The organism is Blautia sp. CAG:237 (assembly GCF_000436615.1).
GTDB lineage: Bacteria > Bacillota > Clostridia > Lachnospirales > Lachnospiraceae > Blautia_A > Blautia_A intestinihominis.
In genome coordinates this window covers 1-24,436 of sequence record NZ_FR886687.1, presented here as the reverse complement: position 1 = coordinate 24,436, position 24,436 = coordinate 1, and the positions used below count along the sequence as shown (strand labels likewise).

At 44.3% G+C, this 24,436-nt stretch carries 18 protein-coding genes; all 18 read right to left on the bottom strand.

Annotated features, from left to right (window positions below; genetic code table 11):
* Positions 1-48 precede the first annotated feature (48 nt).
* The gene (locus tag QZL69_RS02580) at positions 49-744 is read right to left on the bottom strand and encodes an L-ribulose-5-phosphate 4-epimerase (RefSeq protein WP_022213663.1); all 696 of its coding nucleotides are present in this window, start codon (positions 742-744) and stop codon (positions 49-51) included.
* 67 nt (positions 745-811) lie between these two features.
* Positions 812-2,416, bottom strand: coding sequence for a xylulokinase (locus QZL69_RS02575; protein ID WP_022213662.1), 1,605 nt, complete (start codon positions 2,414-2,416; stop codon positions 812-814).
* Positions 2,417-2,454: 38 nt separating this feature from the next.
* The gene (gene araA, locus QZL69_RS02570; RefSeq protein WP_022213661.1) at positions 2,455-3,954 is read right to left on the bottom strand and encodes an L-arabinose isomerase; all 1,500 of its coding nucleotides are present in this window, start codon (positions 3,952-3,954) and stop codon (positions 2,455-2,457) included.
* A 48-nt stretch (positions 3,955-4,002) separates the two neighbouring features.
* Positions 4,003-5,013, bottom strand: a complete 1,011-nt coding sequence (locus QZL69_RS02565) for an ABC transporter permease subunit (RefSeq protein WP_022213660.1) — start codon at positions 5,011-5,013, stop codon at positions 4,003-4,005.
* Complete coding sequence (locus QZL69_RS02560) at positions 5,013-6,071, bottom strand: ABC transporter permease (RefSeq protein WP_022213659.1); 1,059 nt, start codon at positions 6,069-6,071, stop codon at positions 5,013-5,015. The genes QZL69_RS02565 and QZL69_RS02560 overlap by 1 nt, the downstream gene beginning before the upstream one ends.
* The gene (locus tag QZL69_RS02555) at positions 6,068-7,591 is read right to left on the bottom strand and encodes a sugar ABC transporter ATP-binding protein (protein WP_022213658.1); all 1,524 of its coding nucleotides are present in this window, start codon (positions 7,589-7,591) and stop codon (positions 6,068-6,070) included. The genes QZL69_RS02560 and QZL69_RS02555 overlap by 4 nt, the downstream gene beginning before the upstream one ends.
* Before the next feature lie 156 nt (positions 7,592-7,747).
* On the bottom strand, positions 7,748-8,791 hold the full coding sequence (locus tag QZL69_RS02550; protein ID WP_022213657.1) for an ABC transporter substrate-binding protein: 1,044 nt from the start codon (positions 8,789-8,791) through the stop codon (positions 7,748-7,750).
* A 149-nt stretch (positions 8,792-8,940) separates the two neighbouring features.
* Complete coding sequence (locus tag QZL69_RS02545) at positions 8,941-10,368, bottom strand: sensor histidine kinase (RefSeq protein ID WP_022213656.1); 1,428 nt, start codon at positions 10,366-10,368, stop codon at positions 8,941-8,943.
* Positions 10,365-12,008: a response regulator gene (locus QZL69_RS02540; protein WP_022213655.1), complete on the bottom strand. Its 1,644-nt coding sequence runs from the start codon at positions 12,006-12,008 to the stop codon at positions 10,365-10,367. The genes QZL69_RS02545 and QZL69_RS02540 overlap by 4 nt, the downstream gene beginning before the upstream one ends.
* A 164-nt stretch (positions 12,009-12,172) precedes the next feature.
* Positions 12,173-12,607, bottom strand: a complete 435-nt coding sequence (locus QZL69_RS02535) for a DUF1700 domain-containing protein (RefSeq protein WP_022213654.1) — start codon at positions 12,605-12,607, stop codon at positions 12,173-12,175.
* Between the two features lie 97 nt (positions 12,608-12,704).
* Positions 12,705-13,664: an ABC transporter permease gene (locus tag QZL69_RS02530; RefSeq protein ID WP_022213653.1), complete on the bottom strand. Its 960-nt coding sequence runs from the start codon at positions 13,662-13,664 to the stop codon at positions 12,705-12,707.
* 12 nt (positions 13,665-13,676) lie between these two features.
* The gene (locus tag QZL69_RS02525) at positions 13,677-15,173 is read right to left on the bottom strand and encodes a sugar ABC transporter ATP-binding protein (protein ID WP_022213652.1); all 1,497 of its coding nucleotides are present in this window, start codon (positions 15,171-15,173) and stop codon (positions 13,677-13,679) included.
* A 10-nt stretch (positions 15,174-15,183) separates the two neighbouring features.
* The gene (locus QZL69_RS02520; protein ID WP_022213651.1) at positions 15,184-16,122 is read right to left on the bottom strand and encodes an ABC transporter permease; all 939 of its coding nucleotides are present in this window, start codon (positions 16,120-16,122) and stop codon (positions 15,184-15,186) included.
* Positions 16,123-16,274: 152 nt separating this feature from the next.
* A complete protein-coding gene (locus QZL69_RS02515) occupies positions 16,275-17,417 on the bottom strand; it encodes a sugar ABC transporter substrate-binding protein (protein ID WP_022213650.1) in 1,143 nt (380 codons plus the stop codon).
* 140 nt (positions 17,418-17,557) lie between these two features.
* Positions 17,558-19,162 (bottom strand): response regulator transcription factor, encoded by a 1,605-nt coding sequence (locus tag QZL69_RS02510; RefSeq protein ID WP_291517959.1) that lies wholly within the window; start codon positions 19,160-19,162, stop codon positions 17,558-17,560.
* Complete coding sequence (locus tag QZL69_RS02505) at positions 19,152-20,990, bottom strand: cache domain-containing sensor histidine kinase (protein ID WP_022213648.1); 1,839 nt, start codon at positions 20,988-20,990, stop codon at positions 19,152-19,154. Before QZL69_RS02505 ends, QZL69_RS02510 begins: the two co-directional genes overlap by 11 nt.
* Positions 20,991-21,198: 208 nt before the next feature.
* The gene (locus QZL69_RS02500; protein ID WP_022213647.1) at positions 21,199-22,449 is read right to left on the bottom strand and encodes a serine hydrolase; all 1,251 of its coding nucleotides are present in this window, start codon (positions 22,447-22,449) and stop codon (positions 21,199-21,201) included.
* Between the two features lie 102 nt (positions 22,450-22,551).
* Positions 22,552-24,258, bottom strand: coding sequence for an AAA family ATPase (locus tag QZL69_RS02495; RefSeq protein WP_022213646.1), 1,707 nt, complete (start codon positions 24,256-24,258; stop codon positions 22,552-22,554).
* Between the last annotated feature and the right edge of the window lie 178 nt (positions 24,259-24,436).

Sequence of the window (24,436 nt, the reverse complement as noted above, 5' to 3'; positions counted from 1 at the left end):
AGCTGGCATTCTACACGACATGCCAGCTCGTTCGCTTTATCTGGTTATTTATTTCTTAATCTGTCCATAATAAGCATTTGCACCATGTTTGCGGTAATAATGCTTATCCTGTAATTCCTGTGGTGCCGGTTTTACCTGTGGGTTAATCTGTTCGCAGCGGCATGCCATCTTGGCTACTTCTTCAAGAACAACTGCGTTGTGGACTGCTTCATGGGCATCCTTGCCCCAGGTGAATGGTCCGTGGTTCTTGCAGAGGACTGCAGGTACTGCTTCGTAGTCGCTGTTTTTGAAATATTCTGCGATCAGGACGCCGGTGTTTTTCTCATAAGCTTCATCAATCTCTTCTTTTGTCAGGTTGCGTACACATGGAACTTCACCGTAGATGTAGTCTGCATGAGTGGTTCCGTAGCATGGAATGGATCTTCCTGCCTGTGCCCAGCTTGTTGCCCACGGAGAATGGGTATGTACGATTCCTCCGATATTCGGGAATTCATTATAGAGAACGACATGTGTTGCTGTATCGGAAGATGGATTATATTCACCCTCTACTTTGTTTCCCTGAAGGTCTACAACTACCATATCTTCCGGTCTGAGCTTATCATAATCTACCCCGCTCGGTTTGATGACAAACAATCCCTTTTCACGGTCAATGCCGCTGACATTTCCCCAGGTGAATGTGACCAGTCCGTATTTCGGAAGATCCATATTGGCTTTGTATACTTCTTCTTTTAATTTCTCAAGCATTATTTTCTCTCCTTTGCACAAAACGTAAGCCGTTGTTTCCAGCAGCTTACGTTTTATCTTTTTATTCTTACCAGATCTTGGACTCTACTGCTGCCCGTTCGATCGGCAGGCCTTTGAGATATCTGTCCATAAACTTATTGAATCCTTCTACACCTTCCGGTTTCGGATCGAGGGTGCTTCCTTCATTTCCGGCAAATACACGGTTGTCCAGGAATTCATCCAGAGTCTCTCCGTCTTTCTTATCAACAAGATAAGCAGCCAGAAGTGCGATTCCCCATGCACCGCCCTCACCTGCGGTTGACATAACAGATACCGGTGCATTCACTGCGTCCGCAAGGATCTGCTGTCCGACGCCTTTGGTCTTGAACAGTCCGCCGTGTCCTAAGAGTCTGTCGATCTTGACATGCTCCTGGTCGATCAGGATGTTTAAGCCCACGCGCATTGCTCCAAGGCAGGTGTAAAGATTGGTCCTCATAAAGTTTGCAAGTGTGAATTTACTTTCAGGAGAACGAACGAATAACGGACGTCCTTCTTCGAATCCTGTCATATGCTCTCCGGAGAAATAGCAGTAGGACAGAAGTCCGCCGCAGTCCGGATCACCTTCCAGTGCTTTGTTGTAAAGGGTTCCGAACAGTTTGTTCATATCCACTTCCATTCCCATTGCTTCTGCAAATTCCTTAAATACATTTACCCATGCATTCAGGTCAGAAGTACAGTTGTTGGAATGTGCCATGGCAACAGCATCACCGGCCGGTGTAGTTACCATATCGATCTCTTTGTATGGTTTGGAAAGTGCCTTTTCCAGAACGATCATTGCAAACACGGAAGTACCTGCGGATACGTTTCCTGTGCGCTGTTTTACGCTGTTGGTAGCTACCATACCGGTTCCTGCGTCACCTTCCGGCGGGCACATCGGGATTCCGGCTTTGAGCCTGCCTGACGGATCAAGGAACTTCGCGCCCTCTTCTGTCAGGGTTCCGGCATCCTGTCCTGCGACCAGGACTTCCGGCATGATGTCACGGAGTTTCCACTGGAATCCGTAAGGCTCTACCAGTTTGTCAAATTTCTCAACCATTTCCTGGTTGTAATCTTTTGTCTCAGAATCAACAGGGAACATTCCTGCTGCATCACCGATACCAAGAACACGTTTTCCTGTCAGCATACGGTGTACATAAGCTTCCAGTGTGCACATGTAGTCGATATCCTTCACATGCTCTTCTCCGTTCAGGATCGCCTGATACAGATGTGCGATGCTCCATCTCTGCGGGATATTGTACTGGAAAAGCTCCAGAAGTTTCTCAGAAGCTTCTCCTGTGATATTGTTTCTCCAGGTACGGAACGGAACCAGAAGCTTTCCACCTTTATCAAATGGCATATATCCATGCATCATGGCACTGATTCCAAGTGCACCGACACTTGTCAGCTCTACTCCATATTTCTCCTGAACATCCTTTACCAGATCGCTGTAGCTTCCCTGCAGACCGTTTCTGATATCATCCAGAGAGTAGGTCCATACTCCATTTTCATAACGGTTCTCCCACTCATAGCTTCCGGATGCAATCGGATTATATTTGTCATCTACCAGAACCGCTTTGATCCTGGTAGATCCGAACTCTATTCCAAGTGCTGTTTTGTTATTTAAAATAGCTGTCTTTGCTTCGTTTACACTCATTGTAAATCCTCCCGACTTTTGTGTTTACCACATCCGCCTTACTTTCTGAATGCGAGTTCATTCCATCTCAGCTCATTCTTGAAGTTGCGGATGGTTGTGTCTTTGTCAATGTAGACAGCTTCGATTCCCATTGCTGCTGCCCAGTCACCCATCTGTTCAGCAGTCAGGTCATAAGAAAATGCAGTATGATGAGCGCCGCCTGCGAGGATCCATGCCTCTGCTCCTGTTGCCAGATCCGGCTGTGGAGTCCAGAATGCGCTTCCTACCGGAAGTTTCGGCATCGGTTTCTCTGTCTTCTTGCACTCAACATCATTGATGATCAGACGGAATCTGTCGCCAAGATCCACCAGAGAAGTTGCGATCGCCGGGCCTGTCTTGGATGTAAATACAAGTCTTGCCGGGTCTTCTCTGTCACCCATGGAAAGCGGGCATACCTTGATGCCGATCTTGCCATCAGCGATGGTCGGGCAGACTTCCAGCATATGTGACTGAAGAATGCCTTCCTTACCTGGAACAAGATTGTATGTATAATCTTCCATGAAAGAAGTTCCCTTCGCATCCTTCACGTCTGCAGTCATGATCTTCATCAGACGTACCATTGCTGCTGTCTTCCAGTCACCTTCTGCGCCGAATCCATATCCCTTCTCCATAAGGCGCTGCATTGCCAGTCCCGGAAGCTGCTGTAAGCCGCCAAGATCACCGAAATGAGTAACAACTGCCTGGTAATTCTTTTCTTCCAGAAATCTCTCAAATCCGATCTCAATTGCTGCCTGTACTGCTACATGACGTTTGAATTCTTCCGGGTCTCTGCCCTCAAGAAGAATATCATATTTATTATAATATTCTTCAACCAAAACATCAATATCGCCTTTGGAAACATCCTTCACATAATCGCATACTTCATTGACCGGATAAGCGTCAACTTCCCATCCGAATTTGATCTGTGCCTCTACTTTATCGCCCTCGGTAACAGCTACGTTTCTCATGTTATCAGCGACACGGCATACACGGATATGGCTGCTCTCCATGATTCCGACTGCGGTACGCATCCAAGATGCCAGTCTCTCCTGTACTTTCTTGTCAGCCCAGTGTCCGACGATGACTTTTCTCTCGATTCCCATACGGGTAACGATATGTCCATACTCTCTTCCACCATGAGCAGACTGGTTCTCATTCATGAAATCCATGTCGATCGTGTCATATGGGATTTCTTCATTAAACTGTGTGTGCAGATGGCACAGCGGTTTTCTGTATTCTTTCAGACCAAGGATCCAGGATTTTGCCGGTGAGAAGGTATGCATCCATGTGATAATACCAGCGCATTCGTCGTCGTCATTTGCCTCGTTGAATGTTTTACGGATCAGTTCGTTTGTGATCAGTGTCGGTTTCCATACCAGTTCGAATGGAAGAACGCCGGATTTGTTCAGTTCTTCTACGATGATCCTGGAGTGCTCTGCTACTTTTCTTAAGCACTCATCTCCGTAAAGATCCTGTGAACCTGTGCAAAACCAGAATTTGTAATTTTTACCTGTGATCATGCTTCAAAAACCTCCATATATTTTTTCTTATATCTTATTATTAACCTGTTATTTTTTCTTCTTAGCAGATGCCAGTACAGACTGGATCACGATGAAGAAGCAGAGCAGTGCGGAAAGTACGATTCGTACCCACCAGCTTGATAAAGTACCCTGTGCAGTGATCAGACTGGAGATCGTTCCTTTGATCAGTACACCAAACATGGAACCGATCGGAGTTCCAACACCACCGGAAAGAAGTGTTCCACCGATAACGGCTGAGGAGATCGCATCCATCTCAAGACCTTTTGCCTGCTCTACGAAGCCTGCACAGCTGTTGAGGCAGAAAAGGAATCCGCCAAGTCCTGCAAGAAAGCCATCCAGTACATAAGCACGGAACATTGTTTTCTTGACATCAAGTCCCATCATTAGGGCACTCTGTCTGTTTCCACCGATCGCATACAGTTTACGTCCGAATTTGAAATATTTCAGAAGCACTGCGATAATGAGAACTACGATGATTGCGATCACTACTGTCGGCGGGATGTACGCCGGGATAAATTTACCTTTTTTGTTTGTAGAACCAAATGGCATGTAGAAACGGTAGTTTGCCCATTTCAGGAATACTTCGTTTTTGATGGAGATCATGTCTGTACTGATGATCGCTGTCATACCACGTCCGAAGAACATGCCGGCAAGTGTTACGATAAATGGCTGGATTCCCATGTAAGTTACCAGAAATCCCTGTACGATACCAAAAGCAAGGCCGATCAGAAGTGCAGCAAGGACTGCTACATATGCACTCACGCCTTTGTTTTCCATAAGGTCTGCCATTACCATGCAGACAAGAGCTGTTACAGAACCAACGGAGATATCAATACCACCGGTGATCATAACGATCGTCAGACCACAGGAAATAACGAGAAGACCTGCATTGGATACAAAAAGATTCAGAAACATCTGTGGTTTTGCAAAACCTTTATCTGCAAAAATCACCATACCTGCTGCATACATTACAAAGAACAGGACGATCGTGATCAGCAGCAGAAATCCGGTACTTGTCATTTTCTTTTTCTGTTTCATTATTTCTGACCTCCCTCTGCTGCAACGGAAACTTTTTTGCTTCTGTGGCTTTCTACAAATTTCTTGAATACATCACTCTGTAAGGTAACGATGATGATAACGACGATTGCTTTGTAAACAGGAAGCTGATCGGCTTTTACATTCATTGCATACAGAGTTGTTGTCAGTGCCTGAATGGTATAAGCTCCGATCACGGAACCGATCAGGCTGAATTTACCACCACCGAGGAAGTTGCCGCCAAGTGCAACTGCAAGGATGGCATCCATCTCAAGGTTCAGACCGATGTTATTTGCATCTGCGGAATAGATACGGCTGGATGCTACCAGTCCGGCGATTCCGGCAAGGACACCACAGATCACATAGGTCAGGAACTTGATCATGGTAGAATTAAGGCCTACCAGTCGTGCTGCTTTTCCATTGATACCTACACTCTCAATATAAAGTCCAAGAGCTGTTTTCTTAAGGATAATTGCTACGATCACTACTGTTACGATCGCAAAGAGTACCGGAGTCGGAACCGGTGATTTACCGATATATCCACCTGCCATCTGGAAAGATTCCACACGGATGTAGGTGATCTGACCATTTGTGACAAGCTGTGCAATACCACGGCCTGCTGTATAAAGGATCAGGGTTGCAACCATCGGCTGAATGTTAAGCTTCGCTACCAGAAGTCCATTGAACGCACCGCACAGTGCTGATGCAAGAAGTGCTGCGATAACTGCAAGAACAAGTGAATTCTGATATGCTGTTACAGAAGATGCACCGCCGGATAAGATCTGGCAGCAAACTGCTGCAGCAACTGCCATGACTGCACCGACACTGATATCCTGTCCACCGGATGCCGCTGTGACAAGTGTCATGCCGACTGCAAGGATTACCAGCTCAGATGCACGGTTGATAACGTCGATAACATATCCATAAAGGACACCATTTCGAATTGTAATATTAAAGAAGTCCGGAGTCTTGATCACATTGATCAGAAGAACTGCGATCAGACACACGATAGGAAGAAAAAGTCTCGCGCTTGTGATCTTTTTTAATTTGCTGTTACTCATTTCTCGTCACCTCCTGCAATCGCTTTCATGATGTTAGCCTGTGAAAGCTCGCTCTCTTCCAGTTCTCCAACTTTTTCGCCATCTCGAAGGACTGCCATTCTTGAACAGGTACGGAGCATTTCTTCTACTTCTGAGGAAATGAAAGTTACTGCCATTCCCTGGTCTGCCAGATCCAGAACGATCTTCTGGATCTCTGTCTTGGTACCGATATCAATGCCTCGTGTCGGCTCATCCAGGATCAGGTATTCCGGATTTGTCAGAAGCCAGCGGCCAAGGATAACTTTCTGCTGATTACCACCGGAAAGACTCTTGATAGGAGTCTCGCGGCTCGCTGTTTTGATCTGGAGCATTTCGATGTATTTGTCTGCTGCTTCTTCCATTTCTTTACGGCTTAACGGATGGAACATACCTTTCTTCGCCTGAAGTGCGATGATGATATTTTCTCTTACAGAAAGATCTGCGATGATTCCTTCTGCCTTACGGTCTTCTGGAAGATATGCCATACCAAGTTTCATGGCATCCAGAGGACTGCCTATCTTTGCTTCTTTTCCATTTACTTTGAGTGTACCGCTATCGGCTTTGTCCGCACCGTAGATGGAACGAACCAGTTCGGAACGTCCAGAACCAAGAAGTCCGGTAAGTCCGATAACCTCACCTTTGTTGATCTTGAGATCAAACGGCTTGATCGTTCCTTTATGTCCAAGTCCGCTCGCCTCGATTACCGGTGTATCTGAGAAGGCTTTCTTATCTTTGTGATCGCCCTTGATATCTGCCAGGTCATCAAAATCTTTACCCATCATCTTCGCAACCAGCATAACTCGTGGAAGATCCTTTGTTTCATATTCGCCTACCAGTTCACCGTTTCGAAGGACTGTGATCCTGTCACAGACTGCGTATACCTGCTCCAGGAAATGGGTTACAAAGATAATTCCTACTCCCTCGCCACGAAGTCTCCGCATCAGCACAAACAGTTTCTCAACTTCTTCATCATCCAGAGAGGAAGTCGGCTCGTCCAGAATCAGAACCTTACATTTCATATCAACCGCACGTGCGATCGCGATCATCTGCTGAATCGCCACCGAACACTCGTCCAGCATCTGAGTTGGCGGAACATTGATGTTCAGGCTTTCCAGAAGCTTCGCAGAACGTGCATTCATTTCTTTCCAGTTGATCATTCCCAGCTTATTGCGAGGCTCACGGCCGATAAACAGATTTTCTGCCACCGTCAGGTTCGGACAGAGGTTTACTTCCTGATACACGGTACTGATGCCATTGGCCTGTGCCTCCTGTGGAGAGTGATTGATAATCTCTTTATTTTCACCATTCATATGAATGGAACCGCTTTCGAATTCATGTACACCGGTCAGAACTTTGATCAGTGTTGATTTTCCGGCTCCGTTTTCTCCCATCAGTGCATGGATCTCACCTTTTCGAAGTGTAAAATCCACATGGGAAAGAGCACGGACACCGGTGAAATTTTTACTTATGTCACGCATTTCCAAAACAATATTCTGTTCCATTTTCTTTCCTCCATTCCCTTATTTTTCCTTGATTTTCCCTGTTTTTGAGCGCAAAAGGGGCGTGGCCCATAAAATCCATCTCATCTGGATCCTGTTCCACGCCCCGGGCTCATTTCTTATAATCCGTTTCAGTTGGAAATTTCAGTTTACTGATAATTAATATGCACGTCCGTCGATGATTTCCTGAGTGATCGGAGTAATGTCATAATCTGTTCCATCGATAGTAACCTTTGTTACGGTATCGTCTGCTGCGAATGCAACTTCATCTACATATGCCTGTTTGTCAACATCTTCGCCTGCTTCCAGTTTCTGGATGATCTCTTCTACACGCGGTCCGTGAAGTGGGTTGCACTCTGTATCGCATGTGATCTCTCCGGAAAGTGTCTGGGTAAGACCTGCGTTTGTTGTATCGAAGGACATTACAAGAATCTGTCCTTCTTCGCCGCCTACTTCATATCCTGCTGCTTTGATCGCATCGATTGCACCAAATGCTTCGTTATCATTCTCACAGTATACAACATCGATATCATCACCGCTCTGTTTCAGGATAGATTCCATAACTTCCTGTCCTTTTGCCTGCGTAAATTCACCAGACTGCTGAGCAAGTGTTGTCCAGTTGTCATGAGCCTCTACAGCTTCATCAAATCCTTCTGTACGTCCGATCTGAGCAGATGCTCCGATGGTTCCCTGAATGTCAACAAGGTTGATTTCTTCATCGCCACGGCCTTTTGCTTCCAGATATGCATCCAGCCATGCCATTGCTTTCTGACCTTCCAGTTTGAAGTTTGATCCTACCCATGCGGTGTAGAGACTGTCGTCAGATACATCTACCATACGGTCAACGATGATAACCGGGATTCCTGCGTCTTTTGCTTCCTGAAGTACTGTGTCCCAACCTGTCTCAGTTACAGGTGCAAGTACGATATAGTCAACTTCCTGCTGAATGAAGTTACGGATTGCTGTCAGCTGATTTTCCTGTTTCTGCTGCGCATCGTCAAAGATCAGCTCATATCCGTTCTCTTCTGAGAAAGTGGATTTCATGGATTCTGTATTTGCAGTACGCCAGTCAGATTCTGCTCCTACCTGTGAGAAACCAACTGTAATTGTGTCGCCGCCATCATCCGCTGCCATAACGTTCACTGCGGAAAGTCCTGCTAACATAGATACTGCCAGAAGCGCTGTCACCATTTTTTTCTTCATTTTGTAATCCTCCCTTTACATTTGTTTTTCGCGTTTTTTAAGATGGTTTTATTATAGCAATTTCAGAAAAAAACTCCATGGATTATTTTCGGAAAAAAGGGTACTCTTTTATTCGTTTTTATACAACGATATCCCGGAAGTTGATTTTTTTACGATTTTGGTTGAATATTTTTTCCAAGGCGTATTTCTACGGTAGTTCCCTTGCCTTCTTCGGAGAAAATCTTCATTCCATAGCCCGGTCCGTAGTACAGTGCGATTCGTTCCGCAACCGCCGCAAGACCAAATCCGGCACGTTCCCCGATCCGGATCGCCTCCTGTACTTCATGAAGGCGCTCCGGTGTCATTCCCTGACCGTTGTCGCTGACCGTAAGGACAAGTGCATTCTCTTCTTCCCTTCCTTCGATCAGGATTTTGCCTTTGCCGCGGCGGTTCTTGATCCCGTGATAAAGTGCATTCTCAGCCAGCGGCTGGATGGAAAGCTTCGGAACCGGGATCCCGCTGAGTTCTTTTGGTATATTGATCTCAAATTCCAGGATATCCCGGTAGCGGTACTGCTGGATCTCCAGATAACTCAATGTATGACGTTCTTCTTCCGAGAGCGGGATGATATCGTTTCCTTTGGAAAGTGAAGTACGGAAAAAAATAGAAAGGCTGGAGATCATCTCCACCGCATCGTCTGTCATCCCGCCCTCGATCAGCCAGACGATCGTGTCCAGGGTATTGTACAGAAAGTGCGGGTTTACCTGTGCCTGGATCAGCTGTAATTCTGTCAGGTGCTGCATTTCTTTTTCCTGACGGACATTTTCCAGAAGAGCACTGATCTTTCGTGCCATCTTGTTGATGCCCTCATCCAGTTCTTCAATCTCCTCTATTTCAGCCTCGATCGGGATCATGTCGAATTTGCCTCTGCCGACTTTTTTGACCTTATCAAGCATAATATTTACCGGCTGGATGATCCCATCTGTCAGACGGAAGGAACGCCGCATAAGAATCCCAAGTGTCGCGATCAGAAGCACCGCCATCCCGGAGATCAGGAGCTTCACTCTATGTGTCAGGCTTTTTTCTACTTGTACAAGATACATGGATTCATTATAGATATAATTCTGCATCTCCTGCATGATCAGACCTGTGATGATACGGATGTTACTGTCCATGAATTCCATCCGCTTGTCATATTCCTTGATCTCTACAAGCTGGAGCATTCTCTGCCTGAGATTCTCCAGGTACGAATCAAGGCTGTTCAGGGATTTAACCCCATTATTATTATAAGTATTCCTTCGCAGTTTCTGCATGATCTCCTGCGCATCTTCCACCTGCTCAAGAACATCCTCCAGATCGCTGCTCTCCTTGGAACCGATCGCGATATAGTACATTTCCAGATCCAGATCATCCTTAAAACGGAGATTGAATTCACTGCTGACCGCCAGGTTCTCCGAAAGCTTATTGTACTGTCCTGTATACTGCCAGAAAATAAAAAGCAGAATGATCATCAGACACGCCATTGGGATCATAGTACTGAAAAGGACTTTTCGCATACGTTCTTCCAGTTCCATCCGCTTCTTTGTACCTGACCTCATGCCTTATCCTCCCGCGCTTTACGGTAGTCGCTTGGTGTCATTCCCTGTGTCTTTTTGAACAGGTAGCTGAAATAGTGTGCATCTTTGTAACCAATCTCACCCGCGATCTCACTGGATCGCATGCTCGTGCACCGCAGGTATTCCTTGGCTTTGTTCATGCGCAGATTCGTGAGATATTCGATGAATGTCTGACCCATGTTCTGGCTGAACAGGGCACTGAAATGGTTCGCGCTGACATTTGCAGCGTTTGCCGCTTTATTCAGGGACATATCCTCTTCCATATAGTGACTGTCGATAAAATCAACCGCTGTCTTCAGAATGCTGCGGTTTTTGTTTCCGGAATTCTGATCGCGGAGCGCGATCGCCTGGGAGATTATTTTTTCCGCATAGGCAATCGCATTCTCCAGGCTTTTACTGCTTTCTGAAAGCACATCTTCTGTGTCTTCCTGCTCCAGAGTTCTGGTGTCACATCCGATCTCCTTGAGGAAAGACATAACAGAAAAGCGAACATTCAACGTCACATAGTTACGAAAAACAAGTGACTCCAGCGGTTCCTGCCCGATCGCATAAAAATAATCCTTTACAAAGTTCTCTGTTTCTTCCAGAAGTCCGTTGCTCAGGAATTTCTGAAGGATCGCCGGATTCAGTGCATTGACATCTACTTTCTGGAGATAGGTGCTGTCATCCTCTGTTACATTCTTTTTCTCCATGGATGCCATCTCATCATAGTACAGGATATTTTCATCATACAGATATCTCTGTGAAAAAGCTCTCGATGCGCTGTAATAGCTTTTCTGGATCTGGCTTAAGCGCTCTACCGGCTCGCCGGCCGCAACAAACCACTGTCTTTTTTGTTCTTTGCGATCAAAGATCCTCTGGATCTCGCTCACACAGCTTCTGGTATTTTCTTCAATGGTCTCTTTCTGTCCTTTTATCAGGACACCATAGGAAAAAATATTACAGCGGAACAGCATTGCCGAAGTATTTTCGGAGAAAAATTCCTCCAGCAGTTCCAGCGATTCTGCCTCCCACTCGGAATAACCTTCTCTCTGTCCGGAAAAATCTTCCTCGCAGTTCATCGTAAAGATCAGAACATTGTAGGCTTCTGCCACAATGTCCAGCCCCAGTTTCTCAGACCTTCGATAGATCTCCATCATATCCATAGAACCACTTACAAGTGCCTCAAAGAAATCCCGGCTGCTGTTCTTCTCATATGCCTGCATTTCTCTGTGGAACTTCTCGTAGTATTCTTTCTGCGTCTTTTCATGCTCATAACGGCTTCGGATCTCGGTAAGCCGTTCAATCAGTGCATTCTTTGTGATCGGTTTGAGCAGATAATCCTCCACTCCGATGTTGATCGCCTGTTTCGCATAATTGAAATCATCATAGCCGCTCAGGATCACAACCTTGAGTCCCGGGATTTCTTTCTTTGCCACTTTTGCCAGTGTCAGCCCGTCCATGAACGGCATCTTGATGTCCGTGATCAGAAGATCCGGCTTCTGTCGGAGCAGAAGCGGCAGTGCCATCTCTCCATCCGCAGCCTCGCCAACAAGTTCAAACCCCAGATCCTCCCATGGGATCATCCTCTTGATCGTTTCCCGAACGATCACCTCATCTTCTGCCAGAAAAATCTTTAACATCTCTCCACCCCTTTTTTATGTCTCGTATTGTCAAGTAAATCTTTTGATATATACTATACCAGTTGTGCTATTTTCAGACAAGTTGGATTTTCACCCAAAAAACAGGCAGTAAAACGGAAATTTTATTTTTTCTCCATTTTACTGCCTATCTGTAAATTTGTAAGTTATTGTCTGGGGCGAAAACGCACCAGATAAATAATGATTCCTGCGACCACCATGATCGGAATAAGGATTCCAAGTAATACAAACAGGATGACCAGAACGATCGCTGCGATCAGGATCGCGAGCAGCTTGCCATACCAGGTCGAAAAGTCCAGTTTGAATGACTTCTGTTTCACACGCTCACTGCCGGATTTCTGTTCATAAGCAGAACCTGCGTCCGAATACGGTGCATTCGCCCCCGTCTCTGTATCCAGAAGCGTCCTTGCGATCAGTCTGGGATCTCCCAGTTCTCTCATCACCTCAGACTCACTGTTGCCTGACTGCATCCTCTCTTCAATATAATTGCGATAATACTGGATATGTGTATTGATCTGTCCCTCCGGCATCTGTCCGGAAAGCTGACTACGTAAAATATCAAGAAATTCATTTTTGTCCATAGCATTTCTCCATATACATCGGTAGATATTGTGACCATTTTACCACACATATACTGTCAGGCAAAGATATTGAAGTATTAAATTTTCATAAAACCGCTTATTTAACGATCATACCAGTCTTTCTGTCACTGAACAGTGCAACTTCGATCAGGAAGATCACACCAAGGATCAGCTGCTGAAGCTGTGTCGGCATCATCAGCATGACCAGACCACTGGAAAGAACTTTGTAAGTCATAACACCAAGTATGATATTGTAGAATTTTACTTTTGCACCACCATTGACAGGCATTCCACCAAGTACCAGAGCGATCATGATCTGTGTCTCAAGCTGGTTTCCTGCTGTGGATGTTACAGATCCAACCTTGATCGCATTTACAAATGCTGCCAGGCCTGTGATGCATCCTGCTGCCATGAAAATAAGAATCTTGGTGCGTTCTACGCGGATACCTGCATATCTCGCTGCAGTCTCTCCTGCACCGATCGCTTTGAGTCTGTATCCAAGACCTGTGTATGTAAAGATAAGATATGCAGCTACAAAGATGATAACTGTGAAGGTCAGCATAAATGGCAGTGTATTGTATTTGGAAATATCACTTACTGCATAAACCGGAGAATTTGTTGTTGCATAAGCGCAGACTCCACGGAACAGATACATGGTACAGATCGTAACGATAAAACTTGTGATCTTTCTCTTTACATTAAAGTATCCATTGATCAGTCCGATCAGACCGCCGGTTACAATTCCACCAAGTGCTGCCAGGACCATGTTGTAATGAGACAGCCAGCATACTACGATGGAAGCCACACCAAGCATGGAGCCCTGTGAAAAGTCAAGACCACCCATGGTCATGACCATAAATACACCGATTGATGAGATCAGAAGCATATAAGACTGGCTGAGGAGCAGTGAAAGGTTTTTCGGCTGAAACAGTCTTCCGTCAGTCAAAACTGCAAATAATACACAGATAATAACAAATCCCGCGATAGGAAGGATCGTACGCACAATGGGACGTTCCAGAAATGGTACTTGTTCAGATGATTTTTTTGTTGTATCCATTTTTTTACCCCCTTAAATCATATTGTCAATCAGATCTGTATCTTTCAGATCCGGAGAGCGGAAAAATTCACCATTGATCTTACCGTCTTTCATGATAAGGATACGGTCAGCCATACCAAGAAGCTCCATGATCTCCTCTGAGATCATTATGATGGATTTTCCATTTTTTCTCATATCGTTCATCATGGCATAGATATCTGCTTTTACCTTGACATCAATACCACGGGTAGGGGAATCAAGGATGATCAGATCTGAATCCTTGCCGACCCAGCGTGCAAGAACAACCTTCTGTTTATTACCACCGGAAAGTGCGGAAACAAACTGGTCAACTCCCGTCATTTTGGTACTCATCTGTTTTGCATATTTATTGGCAAACTCTTTCATTGCCTTACCGCGGAGAAGCCCGTTTGTCTTGAGGTCTTCCAGGGATGGCAGACAGATATTGTTTCCGATCGTATCGTTAATGACAAGGGATTCATTATCTCTGTCCTTGGATGCATAGGCAATGCTGTGTTTGATCGCATCCGGAATAGAATTGATCGGAGTACCGTCTCCCAAAGTTACAGTTCCCTGACGGAAATAAGATGCACCAAAAAGTGCTTTTCCTACTTCGTGCATACCGCATTCAGAAAGTCCGCCGATTCCAAGGATCTCTCCCTTGTGAAGTTCCAGGTTCAGATCTTCGATCTGGCCTTTGACAGTAACATTCTTTGCGGAAAGAACAACTTCTTTTGAAACTTCTTCGCCATAATCGGTACGGTAATAGTTATCCCCGATCTCACGTCCAACCATAAGGGCCTTCAGTCTGTCCGGTGTCGCTTCCTGTTTGCTGATGGAACCGATCTTTACACCGTCGCGGAGAACACTGATGTTATCAGACTGCTCGATGACTTCTTCCAGATCATGAGAAATAAAGATCACGCAGTTTCCTGTATCACGAACTCTGTGCATTACTTTGAACAGTTCCTCACGGCCTTTCTGTCCAAGTGCTGTCGTTGTCTCATCAACTACCAGGACCTTCGGATTGAAATAAGTTGCCTTTACGATCTCAACCAGCTTTCTGTCCTCGAAGTTATAATCGTCAATAACTTTGGTCGCATCAATGTAGTTGAAGCCATAGCTGTCCAGATATTCCTGTGCCTGTTTGTTCATGGCTGCTGTGTTCTTGATGCCGTGTCTTGTAAATTTATCTTCGTTTCCAAGAAAAATGTTTTCTGCTACGGTCAGACCGGAAAGTGTTCCGATCTCCTGTACGATGATCGCAACTCCCTGATGATTTGCCTCTACCTGGTTTGTAGCTGTGATCTCCTTGCCTTCCAGGATAAATTTACCGGAATCCTTCTGATAGATACCTGTCAGACAGGAAGTAAGTGTGGATTTACCGGAACCATTTTCACCGATCAGTGCATGGATCTCGCCTTTTTCGAAGGTAAAGGAAACGTTGTCCAGGGCATGTGTGATGCCAAAATGTTTATCAATATTTTCTGCTCTTAATAATATCTCACCCATAATCGTCCTCCTATTTCACTACAAGACCTTTGACCGGCTTGGTCGTCAGTGCAACGATCAGAAGCAGGGCAGCTCCGGTAACCACATTCTGGATCGTAGTCGGAGCACCAAGTGCAACAAATCCATTGAACATAAGCTGAATGATCATCTCACCAATTACAATTGCCACTACCGGGTGACCATATTTCTTAAATGCCAGTCCGAAGAAAGTTCCCATCAGAGGAGTAAAGTTACGGCTCATAGAAGAAAGGTTGGAAGCAGATGTCATGGAAGTACCAAAGCTGATCGTCAGGATTGCCTGAAGTCCGAAGAAAAATCCGGCAAGTGTAAATGCCACGATCTTATATTTGGAAACATTTACACCCATGTTCTTTGCAACAACTTCGTTGCTTCCGATCGCATAGGTATAAGTACCGATCTTGGTATATTTCAGAATAAATGCACAGAGACAATATGCGATCAGCGCAAGGATCAGGTTTACCGGATAATCACCAAAAGCTCTGTATTCTGTTGCGAGGATTACATTCTTTCCATTCGTCGCATAAACGCTCAGTGCTTCATAGATCAGTGAAAGCGCACAGGTAACGATCAGGGAAGAAATATGTAATTTGATATAGACGATTCCGTTGATCAGACCGATGATCGTACCGCAGATCAGAGGCGCGATGACAAGACCGGCATAGCCGAATTTCACGCTTGCATTGCATGCAATAATAGAGGAAAGTACGATATTTGCACCAACACTCATATCAAAAGGTCCCATAACGCAGATAAAATAAAGACCGCAGCCGCCTACTGCATAGATCAGGGCTGATTTCATATAAGTTGCCAGTTTGTCCGGGGAACCGAAGGTAGTTGGAGCAAGTACCTTGAACACTGCCCAGAAAACTACAAGCATAAGTACCAGAATGCCAATTCCATAATACTGGCTTTGTTTGAGTTTTTTCATAACCATTCTCCTATTCATTTCTTCGCCCGCCAGAAGCAGGAGGCCAACACTCCTTACGGTTGGTCTTTTGCTTTTGGCGGGCGCATATTACTGCTTCTTTTTAAATTGCTGCCTCCTGGAAAGAAGGCAGCAGATTTTTGGAGTCGTGTCATTTAGTTGCTGTGACGGGAAATAACGTCGTCGATGGAAAGTGATGTTGCTGCTTTGTTCAGATCGTCGAAGCTGTATCCAGCCATCTCAACGATTTCTTCGTCTGTGTACGGATCATCGTCAACGAAGTATTTCTGATAGTTTTCATAGTCGTCTGGAGAAGATACATACAGGTATGGGAATTCGATCTCATATCCGAAGGAACCTTCGTCTTTTGTATAGTTGCCTTTTACTGCATTGTAAGTCATAAGGAATGCAAATAACGGGTCACAGAAATGTCCGCCTGATTCTGCAAACATTCCGCCAGATTCGAGCTGTTCTTTCAGGTCATCAAGGAAGTCTGTGGAAACAACATCGATTTTGCCTGTAAGTCCTTCGTTTGCCAGAGCACCGATGGAACCAACCAGTGGGTCACCGCCGCCGCCTGCAACGATCAGGGCATCCATATCAGGATTGGAGTTGTACAGAGAAAGAGCTGCTGCTGCGCCTTCTTCAGAAGAAGTATTTGCATATACAGGCTCTGTCATAGTTGCCTGATCATCCGGGTTTGCTTCGTTCCATTCATCAACTGCTTTCTTGTATCCTGTCCATCTCTGCTGGAATGTAGCATCACCAACGGTCCATGCTTCCAGTCCGATGTTTCTGTCGCCATTTTCAAGAAGCAGGTTTACAAGTGTATATCCGTTTGTAACCTCATCTTCGTGTACTGCACCAAGATAGTATGGGGAATTGCATGCTGTCTGGTATACTTCCGGGCTGTTTTCTTCGGAAATGATACGGAAGAACTGTGTCAGGTAAACCTGGTTTGCTTCGCATGTCTGGATCGCAGAAGTCATTTCTGAATCAGCGGAGTTACAGATCACGATACCGTCGCATCCTGCTGCACAGAGCTGTTCAACAGAAGCTGTAACCTGCTCTGATACATGTCCCTGGTCTACATACATTACGTTTACATCCAGTGCTGCTGCCGCTTTGTCGATGATCTTTTTGCACTGGCTTCCAAGTACGTCTGTGGAACTCCAGATAGAAACACCAATTGTAATGTCATCTCCTGCTGCGTAAGTTGTCACTGCACTTGCTGGTACAGAAGCAACCATTGCTGCTGTTGCTGCGATAGCAACCAATTTTTTCATTCTTTTTTTCATCTTGTAAAAACCCTCCTTAAAATTTTTAAGCCAGAGTATGTTTTTCGTTCCGTATCCGGCTTCGTTGTGATTTTATTAAAACATACTCTGACTTTGTTCAGTTAGGACATATTTGGATTTTTTTGTTGCACATTTTTGACTCATTTGTACATATTATTGCGGTACTCTCTCGGACTTACTCCTACTTTTTTGCGGAAAACACGGCTGAAATAGTTGTAATCATCATAACCGACCAGGAAAGAAATCGTCTCCAGTTTCTTCTCTTCATCCTCCATGAGACGGATCGCCTGTTCCATCCGGACTCTGGTAAGACAGGCAATGATGGTCTCTCCGTAAGTCTGGCTGAACATCCTGGAAAGATAGCTCGCATCCATATGATACGCTGCGGCAAGTGCCGTCAATGTGATATTCTCATGGTAAGAAGTCAGTATATACTGACGGATCTGCTCCACCTGACTTCCCGCAGAATCCGTGCTGTTTTTGTCCGGATTGTTTTCCCACAGGCTGTCCAGCAGGATCCTGATCGATGCCATAACAGAAGGTGCATCCAGACATTTCATATAATAATCAATGTCATCCATCGCTTCTTCTGCCTGCGCGGTGAGCTCCGGATGCTGCTCCTGTACATAGCGGTAAAGGATTCCCGTGATCCTCCTTACATACTGTTTGACATCAAGGAAAGACCATTCTCCATTGTCACAATGCTTAAAATCACAGGTCCGAAAGATCAGTTTTGCCGTCTCACTCTTCTGTCCTGTATTCAAAAGATGGTACATTTCTTCTTCAATTCGATGCGACACCGTTTTTCCTACGGACTGACTGCCTTCCTCCTGCGAACATGCCAGAATACAATGACTGTGTGTAAAAGACCGTGTCACCAGAACGGCAACCATATCTCTGTACATACTTCCAATGTCGTCCAGGGATCCTGTCTGTTCATGAAGGATCACAGAAACAGGGCCATACTCATCCAGCGGAAATTCTTCAAGGATGTTTTCTGCCAGGATCCTGAGTGAGTTGATTCTATAGGAAGTAAAGATAAGAAATTCACTCATTTTATTGCAGTTGTTAAAAATAATAGCCTCTGCATTGCAGCCGGTCAGATTTCTGAGTCTCGTCTTGATGCTTAACGACATCTGCAGATTATCGTATTCAAACTTCTCCGCGATCCCTGCAATATTATAAAATTTCACCAGCAGGGCTGCCACACCGGAAAATTCCTTTGTCGAAGAAACATGCGGCTGTGCTGTAAACTGTCCGTACAGCTTTCCTGACAGCAGAGCAGAATATTCACTGTCCTCCAGAAAAGAGGAGATTTTGTGTTCCTGGATCTGGTTTGTTTCTTTGTGTTTTCGCGCCATCTCTCTTTCTTCCAGGATTCCAAGAGCTTTGGTGAGGATCTTTACAAGTTCCTCTTTTCCTACCGGTTTGAGGATATAGTCCAGTCCTCCTGAGACAAAAACACCTTTTACTTTGTCAAAATCATCGTATCCGCTCACTGCGATCGTAATGATCTCCGGATGTTCTGTCTGAAGCTTCTGCAGAAGTTCCAGCCCGCTTAAGAACGGCATATTGATGTCTGTCAGGATAATATCCGGTTTTTCTTCTTCAATACGTTCCAGTACTTCTTCGCCGTCACAGGCAGGATCCAGAAATTCAATAGAATAGTCCTCCCATGAGATCAGACTTCGGAGATTTTCCCTGCTCCAGTACTCATCATCCGCCGCCAGTACTTTATATTTCATCTTTTTCACAATGGGCACCTCCTGTTATATTTTCCCCATTCTCTTCTTCACTGGAAACGATCGGAACTGTGATCGTGACCGTTGTACCCTCTCCGGCCTGGCTTTCGATCCACAGCCCGTACTCCGGTCCAAACAACTGTTTCAATCGTGCATTTACATTCAGGATTCCGATGGAAACGCCTGTCTCCACACGTTTCCGGTCATTTTTCTCAAGAAGTATATTCATGGCCTCCGCATCCATTCCTGTACCATTATCTGAGATTGTGACCACAAGATTTTCTCCGATATGCTCGGAGCGGATCAGAAGCTTCTTGTCTTTTCGCCTGGTATTTCTGAGTCCGTGTGTAAGCGCATTCTCCACCACCGGCTGAAGACAGATCCTTGGAAGTCTGTCCTTCAGTGTTGCATTGTCGATCTGATATTCATATGCCACCGAAGATCCGTTCCGCACATCCATGACATAAAGATAATTACGGACATGGTCCATCTCATTCTGAATGGTAGAAAGCTCATCCGTCATGTTCAGGCTGTAGCGGAAAATCGCCGACAGAGAATGACAGATTCCGCTTACGAGAAGACAGTTCTGTGCATTCGCAATCCCACTCATGGTATTTAATGTGTTATACAGAAAATGTGGATTGATCTGTGCCTGGAACATTTTGAACTCTGTCCTCTCCACCAGCATCTTATTCTGAAGTTCTTCTTCTGCCATCGCCTGGATACGATCCAGCATTTCGTTAAATTCTGTTCCAAGTACTGTCAGTTCTTCTGACCATCCGACCGGACTTACACGCAGAGATGACTCTCCGTTTTTGATACGGACAATGGTATTTCTCATTTCTTCTACCGGTTTGGTCATCCATCTGGACAACATAAATACAAGCAGAACGATCGCGCCGATCATGCCTGCCATAATGATCAGAAGTGTCCGTATCAGCGACTTCTGTGTTGCTGTCAAAAGAGACTGTGATACCAGGACAAATGCTTCCAGATTATAGTCTTCCTGTGAAACCTGTATCAGATAATTTCCATCATATTCCTGTTCAAGCTGATCTGAGTTGTAATAATTTTCGACCACTTTTGCAAGCTGTTTCTGGATTCTTTTCTGTGATACAGAAGCCTGTCCTGTTTTGGCTATCACCTGGTCTCCTACAGGCTGAAGCCACAGACAGACCTGTTCTACATCGACATACTTGGACATGATCGACGTAAATGCAGAACTGTTGATATCACATACCAGATATCCGATATTTTCTCTTTCCTCATCATAATTGTGAAGTTTCAGCACCAGGCGGACCACATTTCGTTTTGCAATGGGATTGTAATAGCCAGAGATCATAAAGTCTGTCCGTTTATCATGCACATAATCATAGAGCCTTTCTGTATTGGAATCATATTCCGTCTGATACAGATCTCTTGGAAAAGAAGACGCATTATATCGGTAGGCGCTGACAACTTTGTCCTGTGTATCGTACAGATACAGGGCAAGAAGCTGATCTTCTTTCGTAAAACGCTTTCTGGCAAAATACCAGCTCCTCCAGTAATAATCCTTGAGGCTGGTTCCTTCTTCTGCCGCTGACCGAAGATCACTGATCAGATCCTGCTCACTGTAGATCGTCAGCATTTCGGTACGTACATTATGAACAAAAGACGCGATGTCTGTCTGCATCTTGTTGAGCGAGATCTCATGATCCGAAATACTCTCCGCCCTGATCTGCCGCCTGAGTGTCTGATGAAACAAAAAAGTCTGCAAAAGAAGTGCAAATACCACACTCGTAATACAGAAGACAAGCAGTGCATTACGCATGGTAAATTTTTTATGATCCATATATGTTTCCTTTTCATACAAAATTAGGTGTGATTTTTCTGAAATTCTTCTATTGTTAATAATTATAAGCATGGCGTTTTTTCAGGTAAATACAGATTCTTATGAATAAAGTTTGTTTTTTTATTTTTGCCCGAAAACAAAATCGGACTTCCAACCAATATCTTTTGTCTGATACTGACTGAAAGTCCGATCCTGTGTTTTTTATTTTTCAGTGTTTATATGCGTAATTCAGAAGTATCCTGGAATCTCTCCAGCGTGCGTTGGAGTTTGGTCCGCCCAGGACAACTGAAATATATGTATTCCCCTTCTGAGACTGGCACAGACCCACGAAACAATGTCCGGCTTTATTGGTATATCCTGTTTTCATGCCGATCACACCCGGCATGTTTCCAAGAAGGGCATTTGTAGTACTTACGGTAAAACGGCGATTTGTATTAAGACTCTTGAAGGAGTAACTTTTGGTGCTGATGATTTTTCTGAATGCAGGTTTCTTAATCGCGTAACGCGCAATTTTAGCAAGGTCAGACGCAGTTGTATAATGAGTGTAACCGGCATCAAGACCATTTGGTGTTGCAAAATGCGTGTCAGTACAGCCAAGCTGCGCCGCTTTCTTATTCATAAGACTGACAAATTTACTTTGTGAACCACTGATATGCTCTGCGATTGCTGCCGCGGTATCGTTATGAGAAGGAACCATAAGAGAATAAAGAAGATCCCTCATATAAAATGTTTCGCCTGTTCTGGCGTATAATTTCGTTGGTTCCAGTGCTGTTGCTCTGGCAGAAAATTTCACAGTTTCGTTCATTTTACTGTTCTCAAGAGCAAGGATACAGGTCATGATCTTGGTGGTACTGGCATTTGCATGCCGGAGGTTTTCGTTCTTTGCGTACAAAACTTTTCCTGTATCGGCATTGATAAGAAGTGCACAGTCCGATGCCAGATCATAATACAGACCTGAATGGTTCAGTGAACCATTGCTGTCAAAATAATAAGTAGTCTTGTTGATCGTTCTTTTTCCGGTGTATGCCCTGCCAGCAGAGTCAAAATAATATTTTTTCCCGGAAGGAAGCGTATACCAGCCACTGGTAACAAGAATTCCCTTCTGATTCGCATAATAATAATTCTTATTGTAGCGGAACAGGCGGCTTCTGTACATATATCCCTCTGAACGGGTTCCGAAATAATACTTCCTGCCGTTAATCGTATGCATTCCATACCAGGCTTTTCCTGAACTGTCAAAGTAATAGTTCTTTCCTTTGATCCTCAGATATTTGTTTCTGGCGTAATTTCTCTGGCCATAACGATAATACAGATTATTATTCTTGCTGACAATCTCTCCAGACGAGACCGCCTGCAGCCGTGGAAACGAAGATGCTGCTGATACTGCTGTACTTCCACCAAACAGAGATACAAACAAGACAGCCAGAATTAAAAGCAGTAGATTCTGTTTCTTTTTCATTTGATCCTCTCCTTAATAAATAAATCTGCCAAAATTCTAGCACGAAAATACATTTTTTTCCAGCTTGAATTTTGGCAGATGTTATTTTATTTTTGAAAAACGTTATAACCTCAAAATCTTACAGCGTTTCTTATAGCAGGCAATTCCATATCGCAAAATCTGCTCTATTCCCTCATCATATAATGCTTCTTCATACTGTTTTGATTCGATCTGCTTTAACGCTTTTTCTGCTGCCTTTTGCAGATTTCCATCCTCCGCATATTTCATCTCGATTACAATGCCCATTGCAGTATCGTCTGTCTCAATAAGAATGTCGCTATAGCCTTCTCCTGATTCCCTGTTGGAACGTACTATCCAGTTTTCTTTGATTCCCAGGATCCCAAGGAGAATTCCATGATAAAAATTTTCTTTCATTTCTTTTCGCACAGATGTATCACGGATACTGATCGTCTTTCGAAGATACTCCCCGAAACATTTTTCTGCTGATTCTGTATTTCCATTCTCGAGTGCCTCACAGAATCGATTCAGTAACTCTCCGTCTTTCTTCACATTTTCTCTAAAAAGCTGCATGATCTGCGTTGTAAAAATATTCCGTATCTCCCTGTTCGGTATTGCAAGCCGGAATATATTTCCCTCCGATCTTCCTCTCTGGGTTAGATATCCCGTAGTAAACAGAACACTCCAGATATTATCAATCGTCTGGTACATGTCCTCATAAGTCAGTTCCTGATGCAATTCCTTTATAATACACTCACCAGCGACCAGCCCCTCAATTTCCCTTCTGATTGTTCCACTGTTATCAGATTCTCTGATAAATCTTCGAACTGCTTCATTGCTGCTGGTATTGATCCAGTAATTTTGCGGCTCCGCATTTGGATCTGCCAGAAGTGTTACGCAATAATTCATAACATCCCACGGGCAGTAAACTTCCACATTTCCAAACTGGTATCCATCATACCATTCCTTTACCTGCTGATATTTGTCTGACAGGTGATAATATTCCAGAAGTTTTCTCACTTCCTTGTCTGTAAACCCAAAGTATTCATCAAACCGTACATCCGCAACTGATAAAACTTCAAAATTATTCAGACCTGTAAAAATACTTTCTTTTGATATCCTCATACACCCGGTCAGTACCGCCAGTTTCAGACTTTCATTTGTTTTAAGCACCTGTTCAAACAGCTTGCGGATCAACATTGCCATTTCTTTGTAATATCCATGCTCCGATGCCTTTGACAATGGAACATCATATTCATCGATCAGAAGAACCGTCTGTTTTCCATGATGTTTTTCAAGTAACAGAGATAACGTTTTCAGGCTTCCAGTCAGAGTAACTTCATCCATCTCAAAAGGAATCCTGTCTCCACCTTTTATAAGAAGTCCGTATTGTTCTTTCTCACGATCTGTAAGTTTAGTGCTGTCCATCAGATACTGAAATTTCATGGCTTCATTTCCAATCGTCGCACACAGCATCTCATAGGCATCTCTGTAAGCAAATCCATCCACGCTTTTGAGTGAAATTGAAATAACAGGAAATTTCCCCATGTATTCTTCACAGACCTGTTTATCACGGGATATCTGCAGTTCATTAAATATTCTTTTATCACCTTGCAGTGAAAAAAAGTTTTTCAGCATACTCATATTAAGGGATTTTCCAAATCGTCTTGGTCGTGTAAACAGTGTTACTTTTCCTCCTGACCGGAGCAATTCACTTATCATCCCTGTTTTATCCACATAGTAATATTGATTTTTGATCATTTCATCAAAAAATTCTATCCCAATAGGAAGCCTCTTTACTGCAAAATCCATTTCTCACACTCCCTGCTTTATATTCCTGTGCCGTTCGCATTAATGTAATGCATTTATATGTATTATAACAAGAAGGATTTCTGAAAACCAGTACTGTTTACCGCCTGGAAAAACAAATGCGTGAAACAGGTTCTGTAAAAACAAGGACATCACAGAGAGGACGTAAACATGCCCTGAC

Coding starts and splice junctions, on each gene's coding strand:
- QZL69_RS02535 (WP_022213654.1), bottom strand. CDS start 12,607: ATGGACAAAAATGAATTTCTTGATATTTTACGTAGTCAGCTTTCCGGA.
- QZL69_RS02495 (WP_022213646.1), bottom strand. CDS start 24,258: ATGGATTTTGCAGTAAAGAGGCTTCCTATTGGGATAGAATTTTTTGAT.
- QZL69_RS02565 (WP_022213660.1), bottom strand. CDS start 5,013: ATGAAACAGAAAAAGAAAATGACAAGTACCGGATTTCTGCTGCTGATC.
- QZL69_RS02505 (WP_022213648.1), bottom strand. CDS start 20,990: ATGGATCATAAAAAATTTACCATGCGTAATGCACTGCTTGTCTTCTGT.
- QZL69_RS02560 (WP_022213659.1), bottom strand. CDS start 6,071: ATGAGTAACAGCAAATTAAAAAAGATCACAAGCGCGAGACTTTTTCTT.
- QZL69_RS02555 (WP_022213658.1), bottom strand. CDS start 7,591: ATGGAACAGAATATTGTTTTGGAAATGCGTGACATAAGTAAAAATTTC.
- QZL69_RS02540 (WP_022213655.1), bottom strand. CDS start 12,008: ATGTTAAAGATTTTTCTGGCAGAAGATGAGGTGATCGTTCGGGAAACG.
- QZL69_RS02580 (WP_022213663.1), bottom strand. CDS start 744: ATGCTTGAGAAATTAAAAGAAGAAGTATACAAAGCCAATATGGATCTT.
- QZL69_RS02575 (WP_022213662.1), bottom strand. CDS start 2,416: ATGAGTGTAAACGAAGCAAAGACAGCTATTTTAAATAACAAAACAGCA.
- QZL69_RS02500 (WP_022213647.1), bottom strand. CDS start 22,449: ATGAAAAAGAAACAGAATCTACTGCTTTTAATTCTGGCTGTCTTGTTT.
- QZL69_RS02510 (WP_291517959.1), bottom strand. CDS start 19,162: ATGAAATATAAAGTACTGGCGGCGGATGATGAGTACTGGAGCAGGGAA.
- QZL69_RS02530 (WP_022213653.1), bottom strand. CDS start 13,664: ATGGATACAACAAAAAAATCATCTGAACAAGTACCATTTCTGGAACGT.
- QZL69_RS02525 (WP_022213652.1), bottom strand. CDS start 15,173: ATGGGTGAGATATTATTAAGAGCAGAAAATATTGATAAACATTTTGGC.
- araA (WP_022213661.1), bottom strand. CDS start 3,954: ATGATCACAGGTAAAAATTACAAATTCTGGTTTTGCACAGGTTCACAG.
- QZL69_RS02515 (WP_022213650.1), bottom strand. CDS start 17,417: ATGAAAAAAAGAATGAAAAAATTGGTTGCTATCGCAGCAACAGCAGCA.
- QZL69_RS02520 (WP_022213651.1), bottom strand. CDS start 16,122: ATGAAAAAACTCAAACAAAGCCAGTATTATGGAATTGGCATTCTGGTA.
- QZL69_RS02545 (WP_022213656.1), bottom strand. CDS start 10,368: ATGAGGTCAGGTACAAAGAAGCGGATGGAACTGGAAGAACGTATGCGA.
- QZL69_RS02550 (WP_022213657.1), bottom strand. CDS start 8,791: ATGAAGAAAAAAATGGTGACAGCGCTTCTGGCAGTATCTATGTTAGCA.